Annotated in this window: 11 protein-coding genes; 4 read left to right on the top strand and 7 right to left on the bottom strand. The window is 64.9% G+C overall.

The features are described 5' to 3' along the window. Positions 1-26: 26 nt before the first annotated feature. The 7 genes from OXU43_07730 to OXU43_07700 all read right to left on the bottom strand — a co-directional run bounded on the left by OXU43_07730 (position 27) and on the right by OXU43_07700 (position 9,041). On the bottom strand, positions 27-725 hold the full coding sequence (locus tag OXU43_07730; GenBank protein MDD9825044.1) for an outer membrane beta-barrel protein: 699 nt from the start codon (positions 723-725) through the stop codon (positions 27-29). 60 nt (positions 726-785) lie between these two features. Then, positions 786-3,191 (bottom strand): aerobic carbon-monoxide dehydrogenase large subunit, encoded by a 2,406-nt coding sequence (locus OXU43_07725; GenBank protein ID MDD9825043.1) that lies wholly within the window; start codon positions 3,189-3,191, stop codon positions 786-788. 13 nt (positions 3,192-3,204) lie between these two features. Then, the gene (locus OXU43_07720; GenBank protein MDD9825042.1) at positions 3,205-3,684 is read right to left on the bottom strand and encodes a (2Fe-2S)-binding protein; all 480 of its coding nucleotides are present in this window, start codon (positions 3,682-3,684) and stop codon (positions 3,205-3,207) included. Further along, complete coding sequence (locus OXU43_07715) at positions 3,681-4,553, bottom strand: xanthine dehydrogenase family protein subunit M (protein ID MDD9825041.1); 873 nt, start codon at positions 4,551-4,553, stop codon at positions 3,681-3,683. The genes OXU43_07720 and OXU43_07715 overlap by 4 nt, the downstream gene beginning before the upstream one ends. Before the next feature lie 135 nt (positions 4,554-4,688). Further along, positions 4,689-5,867: a multifunctional CCA tRNA nucleotidyl transferase/2'3'-cyclic phosphodiesterase/2'nucleotidase/phosphatase gene (locus tag OXU43_07710; protein MDD9825040.1), complete on the bottom strand. Its 1,179-nt coding sequence runs from the start codon at positions 5,865-5,867 to the stop codon at positions 4,689-4,691. 92 nt (positions 5,868-5,959) lie between these two features. Further along, positions 5,960-6,943 (bottom strand): complex I NDUFA9 subunit family protein, encoded by a 984-nt coding sequence (locus OXU43_07705; protein ID MDD9825039.1) that lies wholly within the window; start codon positions 6,941-6,943, stop codon positions 5,960-5,962. 10 nt (positions 6,944-6,953) lie between these two features. Then, positions 6,954-9,041: a transglycosylase SLT domain-containing protein gene (locus OXU43_07700; protein ID MDD9825038.1), complete on the bottom strand. Its 2,088-nt coding sequence runs from the start codon at positions 9,039-9,041 to the stop codon at positions 6,954-6,956. A gap of 200 nt (positions 9,042-9,241) precedes the next feature. Here OXU43_07700 and OXU43_07695 point away from each other — a divergent pair, with 200 nt between their 5' ends. The 4 genes from OXU43_07695 to OXU43_07680 all read left to right on the top strand — a co-directional run bounded on the left by OXU43_07695 (position 9,242) and on the right by OXU43_07680 (position 12,276). Continuing rightward, complete coding sequence (locus tag OXU43_07695) at positions 9,242-9,613, top strand: hypothetical protein (protein ID MDD9825037.1); 372 nt, start codon at positions 9,242-9,244, stop codon at positions 9,611-9,613. Between the two features lie 183 nt (positions 9,614-9,796). Then, a complete protein-coding gene (locus OXU43_07690; GenBank protein MDD9825036.1) occupies positions 9,797-10,222 on the top strand; it encodes a rhodanese-like domain-containing protein in 426 nt (141 codons plus the stop codon). A gap of 42 nt (positions 10,223-10,264) precedes the next feature. Then, positions 10,265-11,278, top strand: a complete 1,014-nt coding sequence (locus OXU43_07685; GenBank protein ID MDD9825035.1) for an NAD(P)-dependent glycerol-3-phosphate dehydrogenase — start codon at positions 10,265-10,267, stop codon at positions 11,276-11,278. Beyond that, positions 11,278-12,276: a dihydroorotate dehydrogenase gene (locus tag OXU43_07680; GenBank protein MDD9825034.1), complete on the top strand. Its 999-nt coding sequence runs from the start codon at positions 11,278-11,280 to the stop codon at positions 12,274-12,276. Before OXU43_07685 ends, OXU43_07680 begins: the two co-directional genes overlap by 1 nt. The last annotated feature ends 200 nt before the right edge of the window (positions 12,277-12,476 follow it).

The raw sequence follows: 12,476 nt of genomic DNA, 5'->3' as shown, positions 1-12,476 counted from the left end.
GCGGGAATGGCGGATATTTGCCACGCTTAGAAGGTGTAGCCCAGCATCACGCTATAGACGATGGGGTCAATGTCAACGGTGGTCTTGAGTCCCAGGGCAGTTCCGGTAAATGTCGCATCGGTCTCGATATCAATCCAGCGAACGGAGGCGTTGACATGCCATCTGTCGCTGAGCCGGTAGTCGAAGCCTCCCTGCAGGGCCACGCCTACAGAGCTGTCCACATCCACTTTGCCGCCTATATTGGAGTCCTCGCTGAAGAAGAAGGTGTAGTTCACGCCCGCGCCTACATACGGCTGGAAACTGAAGCCCTGGAGCGGGTAGTACACGACGCTGAGCGTGGGCGGCAGGTGCGTAACTGTCGCGATGTTGTTGGGGAGAGGAATGCTTCCTAAAGCGGCGCTTAAAGCGCCCTTGCCTCTAATGCTGTGTTTAAAGGGCGTTGCGGCCAGCAATTCGACCCCGAGGTAGCGGTTGTACATGTAGGTGACGGTCAAGCTCGGCTGCGCGTTGTCGTTTATGTCCACTTTCTCCGAACCCAGTGCGGCTCTAAGCGCGGGGTTATCGAACCGCAACGTGGAATTGCTCACGTCCGGAGTTACCACGGCAAAGCCGCCGCGCACGATCCAATCGCCGGCTTCATAGGCCGCTGCCTGCGGAGCGAAGCAAGCGCCGAACACGGCAACGGCCAGGGCCGCGGGTTGGAAACGGGGTTTGGGGGTTTTCATAGTCTTTTCTCCTTATAGGCTGATGCGCGATTCGGTTTGTTTGCCGGTTTGTTTGCCGGGTTATTTGTGCTTGTCCAGGCCCAACTCGTGACATTGTTTCCACACGCGAAACGCGGAATGCGGCATGTCCATATGCGTGACCCCAAGATGGGCAAAGGCATCCACTACCGCCGCGGTAAACGTCGGGATACTTCCTACGTGCGGAGACTCGGCGACCCCCTTGGCGCCCAGGGGGTGGTGCGGAGACGGCGTCACGGTGTAGTCCGTCTCCCAGTACGGCGTTTCCACCGTCGTCGGCAGGAAGTAGTCCATCAGGCTGTTGCCCTGAATGTTCCCTTCCTCGTCGAATGAAAGTTCCTGTCCCATGGCGACCGCAAAGCCCTCGGTTAAACCGCCATGAACTTGTCCCTCGATAATCATCGGGTTGATGCGCGTGCCGCAGTCGTCCAGCGCATAGAATCTGCGCACCTTCGCCTCGCCGGAAAACCGGTCTATATCCACTACGCACAGGTAGGCGCCGAACGGATATGTAAATTCCGGCGGGTCGTAATAATCCACCGATTCCAGCCCCGGTTTCATGCCTTCCGGAAGGTTGTTATACGCGGCCCAGGCGATTTCCTTCATGCTCTTTTCCTGGCCGGGCACACCCTTGACCTTGAAGCGGTCCACGTCCCACTCCAGGTCGTCCTCGCTGACCTCAAGCAGGTGGGCCGCGATTTTAGCGGCCTTGGCTTTAATCTTGCGAGCGGCCACGGCGGTTGCGGCAGCGCCCACCGGCGTGGTTCTGGAACCGTAGGTGCCCAGGCCGTAGGGGGCCGTATCGGTGTCTCCTTCTTCGATCTGGATGTCGTCGGAAGAGATCCCGAGTTCGCTGGCAATGATCTGCGCATAGGTCGTTTGATGGCCCTGCCCCTGGTTGATCGTGCCCATGCGCGCGATCACGCTGCCCGTGGGGTGTACGCGGATCTCGGCGCTGTCGAACATTCCGACGCCGAGGATGTCGCAGGATTTATTCGGGCCGGCGCCGACGATCTCGGTAAAGGTCACGATGCCGATACCCATGAGTTCCCCCTGCGCCCTTTTTGCCTCCTGCTCTTTGCGCAAGGCTTTGTAATCCACGGCAGCAAGCACCTTGTTCAGCGCGCTGTGGTAGTCGCCGCTGTCGAGGTTGGCCCCCAGCGCCGTCGTATAGGGGAACTGTTCCGGTTTGACGAAGTTGCGCAGCCGGATTTCGGCCTTGTCCATATTCAGCTTTTGCGCGAGCACGTCCATCATGCGCTCTATCGCGTACACCGCTTCGGTGACGCGGAAGGAACAGCGATAAGCCACGCCCCCCGGCGCCTTGTTGGTATATACCCCGTCCACTCTTGCGTAGGCATTGGGAATGTCGTAGGAACCGGTGCAGATGTGAAACAGACCGGCGGGGAATTTTGACGGGTCGGCACAGGAGTCGAATGCGCCGTGATCGGCGAGGACGCCGACCCGCAGGGCCTTGATCCGGCCGTCTTTGTCGGCGGCCAATTCGCCGGTCATGTGGTAATCGCGGGCGAATCCGGTTGTGGTCAGGTTTTCTATGCGGCTCTCGATCCATTTGACCGGGCGGCCCAGGACGATAGACGCCACGATGGCGGTGACGTAGCCCGGATAGACGGGCACCTTGTTGCCGAAGCCGCCTCCGATGTCGGGCGAAATAATCCGCACTTTGCTTTCGGCAATGCCCGACAACATGGACACCACGGTGCGCACGATGTGCGCCGCCTGCGAGGTGATATATGCCGTCAGCGTGCCGTTGACCTTGTCGAAGGAAGCCACGCAGCCGCAGGTTTCCATCGGGCAGGGATGCACGCGGGGATAAAACATTTGCTGCTTGACGGTGACTGCCGCCTGCTCGAAAGCCTGGTCGGCGGCCGCTTTGTCGCCGACCTCCCAGGTGAAGATATGGTTGTCGTGCAGGCGCTTGCCATGGGCCCCGTCCATTTTGCCCGCCAGGTCTTCGCGCAATACCGGCGCATCCGGGGCCATCGCTTTGTGCGGATCGACCAGCGCCGGCAACGGCTCGTACTCGACCTTGACCCGGTCCGTCGCATCGGCGGCGATATAGCGGTCGTCGGCGATCACCACCGCCACTTCCTGCATCTGGAAATGCACTTTTTCGTCGGCCAGCACCGCCTGCACGTCGCCGGCGAGCGTCGGCATCCAGTGCAGTTTGAGCGGCTTGAGATCCTCCGCGGTCAATACCGCATGCACGCCTGGCAGCGCCAGCGCCTCGTCTTTATTAATGGACTTGATGCGGGCGTGGGCATGAGGGCTGCGCACGATGCCGGCAAACAGCATGCCGGGCATTTTGATGTCGTCTATGTAGTTGCCTTTGCCCTGAATAAAGCGCGGATCTTCCTTCCGCTTGCGCGAACAGCCGATACCCTGGATTTTCTCTTCGCGCTCGATGCTGTCGGCGGATGTGCTCATGCGATCATACTCCTCACTGCGCGGCCTGTAGTTTGTCGGCCGCGTATTTCACGGCCTTGACGATATTCTGGTACCCGGTGCAACGGCACAGGTTGCCGGCCATGCCGAAACGGATCTCCTCATCCGTGGGGTTGGGGTGTTCTTTGAGAAAACGGTAGGCGCGCATCAACATGCCCGGGGTGCAGAAACCGCACTGCAAGCCATGCTCTTGCATAAAGCCCTCCTGCACCGGGTGCAGTTCGCCGTTGTCGGTTAAGCCCTCGACGGTCATGACTTCGCCGCCATTCGCCTGCACGGCGAGCACGGTACAGGATTTCACCGAATCGCCGTTCAGGTCCACCGTACAGGCGCCGCAATGCGACGTTTCGCAACCGATGTGACTGCCGGTTTGCGCCAATTGCTCGCGCAACACATGGATCAGTAATTCACGAGGCTCCACCAGCGCATCTACCTGCTGGCCGTTCAAGCGAAAGGAAATTGCCGTCTTTTTCACGCTCTGCCCTCCTTTGCCCGGTCCAATGCAGCACGGATCGCGCGCCGCGTCATTTCGCCGGCCATATGAGTTTTGTATTCGATGTCGCCCCGCAGGTCCTCGGTTGGATCGCATACTGCCATCGCTTTCTCCGCGGCCTGCCCGAGCAACGCATCGTCAACGGTCTTGCCGGCCAGCAATGCCTCGGCGTCTCTGGCCCTGAGGGCTGTCGGCCCGACATTGGTCATCGCGATCGCGATGCTGGCGCAGGTGTCGCCGTCGAGCGAGAGCACGACGGCGGTCGCCGCGGTGGCATAGTCTCCTGTCTTGCGTTTGAGTTTGCTGTAGGCGCAGCCGCTGCCCGCGGGCAAAACGGGAACCTGAATTTCCTTGAGAATTTCGCGCTCGCCTAGTTCGGTCGAGTAAATTCCCAAAAAGAAGTCGGTGGCGGGCACGACCCGCTCGCCGTCGGCGCCCTGTATCGTAAAGTTCGCATCCAGCGCCATCATAACGGCGGGATGGTCGTTGGCCGGGTCTCCGTTGGCGATATCCCCGCCGATGGTGCCGCGATTGCGTACCTGCGGGTCTCCGATTAACCGGGCCGCCTCCGGTATCAGCGGGCATTTTTGTTGCAGCAGCGGCGAGGCGATTAATTCGTTTTCCGTAGTCATCGCGCCGATATGGATTTTGTCGCCTTCTGCGCGAATCCCCTTCAGCGCGGCGATGCCGTTGATATCAATGAGATGAGCGGGCTCGGCAAAGCGAAGCTTCATCATGGGCAACAGGCTGTGACCGCCCGCCAGAATCTTCGCCTCGTCGTGCTCGGCCAGCAGCTCCAGAGCCTGGGCTACGGTGGAAGGGGCGTGGTAGTCGAACCGATTAGGGGTCATGGGAACTCCATTCCTGTTTTCTTATTAAGGGGCTCGCCTTGACCCTCTAGTCGAGTGCAACTCTAAGCGCAACCGAAACGCTAATGCAAGCTGCAGTGCAGCAATCGGCGCAGGACTGGTGTACGAGACCGCCGGTTACATGCCCGGTGCGGGGTTTGGCTGGCCGCCGGGGCGGGCGGACAGGGCTTCCCGTACCGCCTCCAGGCGCCGCGCGTCCAGGGCGCGCCCCAGGGCGGCGCCCTCCAACCCCTGGGCGCTGAGGGCGGCAACGTCTATCGCTTGCGCCGCCTGCCGCGCCTTTTTCAGTGCCTCCAGGCGGCGCAGCGCCGTCTTTCCCGTCTTGCCTGCGCTTGCGCCGCCCTGCGCCGCCAGGGCCGTTTGCAGAGAGGCAAAGCGCTCCGGGCGGCGGAAGGCGTCCGTTTCTTTCAGGAGTTGCAGGAGGGCAGGGGCTTCCCATTCCGAGCCGCGCAGGAGGCAGCGGCAGCGGATCGCCATCCGAGCGAGCTCTCGGTAGGCGTTGGGGACGCGGTACCGCCGTGCCAGCTCTGCCGTCTGTTGCTCCCAGCGCCCGTCGTTTTCCCCGCCAGGCGCCCCGGCGCCCGCCGCCGCCAAGTGTGCCGCGTAGCGGACCGCAGTCTCGGCACTGGCTGCCGTGGCCGCCTCTAGCGCCTGTAGCGCGGCGGCGGCGGCCAGGGAGGAGGGAAACAGCTTGTGCAGCGCGCCACAGCGCTCCAGTACCCGGAAGAAGCGGGCCGGCCAGCGCTCTGCCAGAGCCTTCTCCCACTCCCGCCACACGCGCTCGGGGATCAGGGCCGCCAGTTCTCCCGAGTCGCCGATTTTACGCATCAGCCGCTGGGTTTCTTCCGCGACGCGAAAGTTCAGGCAGGCGGCAAAGCGCGCCACCCGCAGCGCTCGCAGCGGGTCTTCGCTAAAGGCGGGAGAGACATGGCGCAACAGGCCCTGGCGCAGGTCCGCCCTGCCGCCGAAGGGGTCTATGAGTTCGCCTTCCGGGGTCTCCGCCATGGCGTTGATCGTGAGGTCGCGCCGCCGCAGGTCCTGTTCCAGGGATATGTCCGGGGCGGCCTGAAAGCGAAAGCCCTTGTAGCCGGGACCGGTCTTCCTTTCGGTGCGGGCCAGGGCGTATTCCTCGCCGGTTTTCGGATGCAGGAAGACGGGGAAATCGCGCCCTACAGTGCGGAAACCGGCGGCCAGCATCCGCTCCGGGTCGGCGCCGACCACGACCCAGTCGCTGTCCTTGCCCGGCCGTCCCAGCAGCCGGTCGCGCACGGCGCCGCCTACCTTGTATATCTTCATCGGGACGCTTCGGAGGGCGGTTTTGCGGGACGCTTCGGAAAGCTTTTCAGTTGTATCGGCGGCCTTGCCGAAGTTTGGCTGCGCGCTTGCCGCTACCGCGGCGCGCCGTGGGACGGGTCCCTTGCAGCCTGGCGGCGGAAGCGGTCCAGGAGCTCCTGGCGAGAGTGGCGCGCCAGGTATTCGGGGACTACGGATTCCAGCGGCGTCGGTTGGATGCCCAGGGCTTCGAGGTCGGCGCGGGGGCAGACGCTGTCGTTCCGGGCCGAGCGGTAGTTGTCTATGGAGAAGGGTTTGCCGGGCATGTATTCCATTGCCAGCGCCTGCAGGTAGGAAAGCCTGGGCGACAGCGGCAGGATGCGGCGTCGGACGCCGATGCAGCGCGCCGTGTATTGCACCAATTCCAGGAGGGTGTAGCGGCGCGGGCCGCACAGGCCGTAGTTTTGCCCGTAACTGTCCGGGCGGGTCAGGGTGCGGGCAATGGCCTCGGCCACGTCGTTGACATAGACGGGCGCGAAGCGGGTGCGGGGGCAGGCGAGCGGGAACGCCAGCGGCGTCACGCGCAGCAGGCGGGCAAAGCGGTTGAAGAACCGGTCCTGCGGCCCGAAGATAACCGAGGGACGGAAGATCGTCGTCTGCAGTTTGCGGTACGTCGGCAGCATCGCTTCCGCCTGACCCTTGCTGCGCAGATAGTAACTTCTTCCCCGTCCCGGGTCGGCGTTCAGCGCGCTCATCTGCACGAAGCGCTTGATGCCGCTTTCCTGCGCGGTCTCGGCGGCACGGCGTGCCAGCTCGGTGTGCGCGCGGTAGAACCCGGCGCCGTCGTGGCCGCGCTCGTTCAGAATACCCACCAGGTTGACCACCGCCTGGCAGCCTTCGAACAGCCGGCGCAGCGCGGCGGGGGCGTGCACGTCCGCTTCCACCAGTTCCAGGGTCGGCAGGAGGATCATGTTGTGGCGGCGGGATTCGCGGTGCCGGGTCGGCACGCGCAACAGGTATCCCTCGCGCGTCAGGCGGGCGGCCAAGGCGCGCCCTACAAAACCGGCGCCCCCGAGGATGCAGATCCTTCGCATCTCCATGTTCCGCTCGCTACGGTTGCAGGCTGACCACGTTGGCGGGGCAGTCGGAACGGCCGTTGCCGCCGATCGCTCCCGCGGCGCGCGCTGCCACCGGGACTACCGGCCGTTGCAGCCGCCAGTCGTAGATGCTGGAGTAGAACAGCACTCGTTTGACGTAGCGGCGCGTCTCCTGAAAGGGGATGGTCTCGATCCATACGTCGGGGGCGGTGCAGTCCTGGTTGCGCAGCCAGGAGCGCACCCGGCCGGGGCCGGCGTTGTAGCCCGCCGTTGCCAGCACGATTTTGTTGCCCAGGTCTTCGTACAGCATTTTCAGATAGGCGCTGCCCAGGGACAAGCTGACCTTCGGCTGCATCAGTTGGGAGGTGTGGAAGTTGCGCATCCCCAGTTTTCGGGCCGTCAGCCGGCCGGTATTCGGCATGATTTGCATCAGCCCCCGCGCGCCGGCCCGGGAGTAGGCGTCCGCCATGAAGGCGCTCTCGGCGCGCATGACCCCGAAGATCCAACTGCGGTCCAGTTGCCGCCGCTCGGCCTGTTCGCTGACCAGGTCCTCGAACAGTACCGGGAAGCGCAGTTCCAGGTCGTCGTGGGCGCCAGCCTGCCCCAGGGCGAAAATGGCGCGGTCGTGCCAGCCCCAGCCGGCGGCCAGCCGGGCGGCAATTTGCAGGCGGTGCGTGTCGAGGCGGCGCATAACGTGCTGCCATTCCCGGCGGGCCGCGCGCATCTCGCCCAGCAGGCGCCATTCCCTGGCCCGCCGCAACCCCGGCGTCGCCAGCAGTTCCGTCGTCGCCTGCTCGTCGCGCGGCGTGGAGAGGTATTGCATGGAGTAGGTCATGCCCATGCGGTCCGCCGCCAGGAAGCCGTAGTAGTCCCGTTTCTTCGCCAGGGGCGCAAGCGCCTGCCTGGCCTGCGCCTTGGCGCCCAGTTCTTCCAGGGCGCGCCCGTGCCAGTAGCGCCATTGCAAGGCGTTCACTTCCGGCGGCGGCTCTTCCCGGGTCCAGGTCTCCAGCCGCTCCCAGGCGCGACCGCGCAGGGCCGCGCGCAGTTGCCAGTCCAGCATCTCCTGGTCCGGGTTCCGGACCGCATCGAGCAGGGTCAGGGCCTGGGGGTGCTTGCGCCGCACAGCCCGCACCGCCAGCTGTCGGATCAGCGGTTGGGCCTCTTCCTCAGAGTAGGAGTAATCGGCGCGTATGCGCTGCCAGCGGGTAATCGCCTGCGACAGTTGCCGGGCGGCCAGCCGTCCGATCCCATGCCTGAGGATCTCCCGGTGCAGGGGCGTGTCGGCCAGCCGCGGCTGCCTCGTTCCCCGCTCCGGTTGGGCGTGCATGTGCAGCCACTGTTGCAGGATCGGTTGCTGTTGCGGCGATAACCTGCGCCCCAGGTAGCGCGCCAGTCCGGCGTTGCCCTTTGCCAGCGCCAGGCGGATGCGTTCCCACAGCAGCTCATCGTTCATCAGCGGGCTTGCATAGAGTAGCCGGAAGGCGGGATCGCAGACCGTGGGCTGCGAGTGGCCGACCTGGAACAGAGGTACGGTATCCGCCGCCAGTCCCTCGGTACGGCCCAATTCGATGCGCGCCTTCAGGGCCAGGCATTGCAGGCGCGCGGAGGGTGCGTCCCGCGCGTCGTAGAGGGACAGGAAGTCCGCCCAGCGGCCGCGTCCCGCGAGGCGTTCCAGCCAGCGGTTGCGTAACCTGGCGTTGAGGGGAAATTCCGGATAAGCGCGCAGGAATTCCATGACCTCCGGCAGCCGTTGCGTTCCTCCGGCGGCGTACAGCTCCGTATGGCGCAAGTAGGGATAGAGGGGATAGCCGCTCAGCTTGGCGGCCAGTTGGCGGTAACGTTGGCTCTGTCCCCGGCGCCAAGCCCTGCGCGCTTCCAGAAAGTGGCTGCGCTGTTCGGCCAGCGGGTCGCCGGTTGCCGCCCCGGAAGCGTCCGCTGCGCCGGCGTCCGCTGCGCCGCCCAGCGCATACTGCGAGGGCAGAGACACGGCCAGGCAGAGGATAACGCCCCAGCCGCGCGCCGCGCCCGCCGTGCCCGGACCGATGCCCCGGTCTTTGATGCCCCGGTCTTTGCGGATCGTTTTGGAACGCCAGTCAAGCAAAACCGGTGGGGCGCCCCCTCCTCGTGAATCCGTCTGCGATAGCCCGAACGGCCGCCGTTCGGATGAGAGCGGAAGGATGCCAGAAATGCGCCCTGCTGTCGAATAAGCGGCCGTTGCGGGATTGACTGACGGGCGGCGGCTGGCGCATATTCGCCCCTGGACCCCTGCCTGGGTCCCCGTAAGTTGCGAAGGAGAGCAAAATGAGCAAGGAAAGCAAAATGGAACAACTGGAAAAGACCTGGATTCTGGAAATCGTCGTGGCCGCCGTCATGACCGCGATTCTCGCTGCCCTTGTGGGGCTTGGGGGTTGGACTGCCAACAAAGTGGTCCAAAACGGCGAGAAGATCGTCGAGTTGAACGGGAAGATCGCCGTGGTGAACGAGAAGATCGCCACGGTGGACGCCAAGATCGCCACGGTGGACGCTAAGATCGCCGCGGTGGACGCCAAGCTCGATTTGCTGATACGCGGGCTGAACATTTCGGTTGCCCCGAAGGATAATGTCGGCGCCGGGCCGGCGGGGGCGGAGCGCGGCGGCTTCCGGGTCGGGGCGGGCGAAACGGCCACCGAGTAGCCTGGCCCGCTCGGCGGCCTCCGCACCTGCCCCGCCGCCCGCCAGTCAACCCCGGCCAGGCGGGGCCAAACCGTTTTTCTTCCCCTCGATTGCGTAACGGCTTGCGGTTGCGCGGGGCCGGTTGCGCGGGGCGGAAGGGGCGGCTTATAGTTCCCGCGGAATCATTCCCCTGGAGGGGCCTCGGTGGAGCAACTACTCGAGTTTATCGGCAACCACGTTATCCTTGTCTCCGCATTCCTGCTGGTGAGCATGTTGTTGCTGTGGAGCCTTTTGGGCGGCGCGTTGCAGGGCGTGAAGATCTTGCCGCCAGACGAAGTGGTGCGGTTGATCAACTACGAAAATGCATTGCTGTTCGATGTTCGGGGCAGTGCCGAGTACGACGAGGGGCACATCCTGCGGGCGGTCCATGCTACTCCCGAAGCGCTGTTGGGCAAGGCGTCGGGTATGGAGAGCGACAAGTCGCGCTGGATCGTCGTATGCGGCCAGGGGGCGGCGGACGCGACCCATGCGGCGCGGCCGCTAGTGCGCCAGCAGTACCGCAACGTCGTTTGCCTCCGGGGCGGGATACTGGCCTGGAAGGAGGCGGGATTGCCGCTGGTCCGCAAGTAGCGTTGCCGTCCGCGGCGCAACGGTTTTCGCCTCCAATGCGCCATGGATAGCGATGCCCCGGTGTTGGTGTTGGGTGCCGGGGCCTGGGGCACGGCCCTGGCCCTGGTCCTTGCCGGCAACGGGCGCCGGGTGCTGTTATGGGGACGGGCGCCGGCGCACCAGCGGCGCCTGCGGCAAGAGCGGGAGAACCGGAAATACCTGCCTGGCGCGGTTTTCCCGCAGTGTCTGGAACCGGTGGTCGAGTTGCCGGGCGCGGTTGCGCAGGAGCCGCGGGCGGTGGTCGTTGTCGTACCCAGCCGGGCGTTGCGCAAGACCCTGGAATTGCTGGCCGGGCGGGTTCGGGGGCGTCTGCAAGTGTGCCTTGCCTGCAAAGGGATCGAGCGGGAAAGCCTGAGCCTGGGGCACCAGGTCGTGGCGGATTGTCTGGGCGACAGGGCTTCCTGCCTGGTCCTTTCCGGCCCCTCGTTTGCGCGGGATGTGGCGCGGGGATTGCCTGTCGCGGTGACGCTGGCCGCCGGCAATCTGCCGGCGGCGCGGCACATGGCGGAGCTGTTCCACGGTCACCGTTTCCGGGTGTATGCGCATGACGACGTGAGCGGAGTCGAGATCGGGGGTGCGGTAAAGAACGTGATCGCTATTGCGGCGGGCCTGGCGGACGGTCTGGAGTTGGGGGCCAGTGCCCGCGCCGCCCTGGTCAGCCGCGGCCTGGCCGAGATCGTCCGCTTGGGAGAAGCGCTGGACGCGCGGCGGGAGACCTTCATGGGCCTTTCCGGTCTGGGCGACCTGGTGCTGACCTGCACCGGCGACCAGTCGCGCAACCGGAGTTTTGGCAAGGCGCTGGCCGGCGGCATGGGAGTGGCCCGGGCGCGCGCCGAGGTCGGCGCCACCCTGGAAGGCGTGGACACGGCGCGCTCGGTGTACGACCTGGCCCGGCGCGAGGGCGTCAGTATGCCTATCGTGGAACAGGTAGTCCGGCTGCTGGACGGCGAAGTGGCGCCGCGGCAGGCGCTGGAGCTGCTGCTAAGCCGCCCGCCCGGTCTTGAGTTGAACCGATGATGGATGGCGGCGAGTCAGGGGGCGCGCGCGCCGCGGCGAGCGCGGGGACGGATATTTCCCTGTCGCTGCAGTTTTGCGGTCTCAAGTTCAATACGCCCCTGGTGCTGCTTTCCGGTTGCGCCGGGTTCGGGCGGGAATACGCGCGGGTGCAGGGATTCTCGCATGACGAGGTGGGTGCGGTTTGCCTGAAGGGCACTACCCTCGAGCCGCGGCTGGGAAATTCCGGACACCGCCTTGCCGAGACCCCGGCCGGGATGCTGAACTCCATCGGTTTGCAGAACCCGGGAGTGCGCGAAGTGGTGGAGAAGCATCTGCCGCTGCTCGATTACGGCGAGACGCATTTTATTGCCAACGTATCCGGCTCGACGGTGGCGGAGTATGCCGAGGTGACCCGGTTCTTCGACGATTCCCCGGTGGCCGCCATCGAGATTAACGTCTCCTGTCCGAATGTGGCGGCGGGCGGGCTGTCTTTCGGCAACGACCCCGAGATCTGCGCGAGAGTCGTGGCGGCCTGCCGGCGCCGGACGGGCAAACCGCTGATTACCAAGATGTCGCCGAACCAGACGGATATCGCGGGCAACGCCAGGCGCTGCATCGAGGCCGGTACGGATGCCTTTTCCGTCATTAACACCATTACTGGAATGGCAATTGATATCGAACGGAGGCGGCCGGTGCTCGGTAGCGGGCAGGGCGGGCTATCCGGGCCGGCTATCAAGCCGGCGGCATTGTATCGTGTTTTCCAGGTGTGCCGCGTGTGTCGGCCGCACGGCGTTCCGGTCATCGGTCAGGGAGGGGTTGCCGGCGGCACGGATGCGGTGGAATTCATGCTCGCGGGGGCGTCGGCGGTGGGGGTAGGTACGGCCTTGTCTTATGACCCTCTGGTGTGCCGGGAGATCAACCGGACGCTGCGGGCGTATCTCGCCAGGCAAGGCATGTCCCGCATCTCGGAACTGATCGGCGCGTTGCGGGATGCGGAGGGGGTCGCCACCGACGGTTAGCCAGGATATTGCGCGAGCGCCGGTTTGCCGCCGGAAGTGTCGTCGTCTAGGCAGGAACCGATTCCCGGCGAATTTCCACCCTTCCTGCCGTCAGCGCGCAACCGCGCGGACGGCGTCGCAAACACGCTCTACATCGCGTGCGGCCAGCCCCGGAAAAATCGGCAGCGAAATGACTTCGCGCGCCGCGCGCTCGGCCTCGG

This window comes from Gammaproteobacteria bacterium (assembly GCA_028817255.1).
Lineage (GTDB): Bacteria > Pseudomonadota > Gammaproteobacteria > Porifericomitales > Porifericomitaceae > Porifericomes > Porifericomes azotivorans.
This window is presented reverse-complemented; position numbering and strand designations above follow the sequence as displayed.